This is a genomic window from Alteromonas sp. AWJ4_197 (genome assembly GCF_056160285.1).
Genome location: NZ_JBSWWW010000036.1, coordinates 1 through 1012, shown reverse-complemented (window position 1 = coordinate 1012; position 1012 = coordinate 1). Strand labels below are relative to the sequence as shown.

General features: G+C 68.7%; 2 protein-coding genes. Both read right to left on the bottom strand.

Translation table 11 applies throughout. The features are described 5' to 3' along the window. Window positions 1-240 precede the first annotated feature (240 nt). Entirely contained in the window at window positions 241-609 is a 369-nt protein-coding gene (locus tag ACXAGC_RS20400) for a hypothetical protein (RefSeq protein WP_101853462.1), read from the bottom strand. 136 nt (window positions 610-745) lie between these two features. Then, a partial coding sequence (locus tag ACXAGC_RS20395) for a hypothetical protein (protein WP_474846833.1) occupies window positions 746-1012 on the bottom strand: 267 nt, incomplete at its 5' end.

The following is a 1012-nucleotide window of genomic DNA, read 5'->3' as shown; positions in this document are numbered from 1 at the left end:
GCTACAGCCGGGGGCTCATCCTGGTGCCCGCCCTGCTCGCGGCCCCCGCCGCCGCCCTGCTTCATCCGGCCTCCTGGCCGGCGGCCCTGGCTGCCGGCCTCGCCCTGACGGCCACCGCCGTGGCCCTGGCGATCAGCACCGACCGGAAACACTGAGGCCCAAATTGTGAGGGCTACGACCGAGCCCCAACACACCTGCCAGGTTCATGAAGTGCGATAAGGGTTCCTATCCGATCGGCAGTCACGGCTGGTTGGTTCTTCCACCCCAGCGCAGGTCACCGAACCGGGCTGCCCACTGCGCCAGGTCCGCCCGGTCAAGGGGCTGTGCCCACCGGGCGGGAGGTAAAAGATCTCCCAGTAGGGACAGGCGGGCGAATTCCTTTTCTGCCGCCTCGCTTGCCGGGAGGTACTGACGGTCATAAATCCAGGCGTAGCGGGATCCGTCGGGACGGTTGAAGAACACCACCAGGTCCCCGGTGGGGGCGAAGAGTGCAGCGGTCACGACAATTCCGTCGATGACCGGCGCCAGCTCCGTGCTGGCCTGCTGGTAGGCGTGGACCCACCGCGGTGCGGATCCGGGTGCTGCGGTGGTGGGGTCCTCGAGGTGCATCGGCATTCCTCGCGGGATGTTGGGGTGATCGATTCGAGCTGGAGCGGTCTCCATCTTGCCTTGGCCGTGGCGACAAGGACTTTATGCGTCGAGGCGGGTCACACTGCGGGTGGCCGGCCGTCCGTATCGATAGAGGTTACTCCGGTGAGCTCATCCATTGGAGGGGGCTGGAGCCATAGGCCAGCGGGCCGTGCGGATAGACGAGGCTGGCCCCAAGGCGGGTGACTGGTGGGGCGGTGTGGCGCAGGAGCGCCCCGGGGGTCGAGGTGGTCTGCAGCACGGGGGTAGGGGCGGTGGCCGGGCCCGAGGGTGATTGGGGGAGGTCGAGGAGGAGGTGGGCGGTGCGGGCCAGAGACAGGTGCGCGTGCCCGGCCGCAGCGGTGGTGTTGCGCCGGTGCAGCAG

Coding starts and splice junctions, on each gene's coding strand:
- ACXAGC_RS20400 (WP_101853462.1), bottom strand. CDS start 609: ATGCACCTCGAGGACCCCACCACCGCAGCACCCGGATCCGCACCGCGG.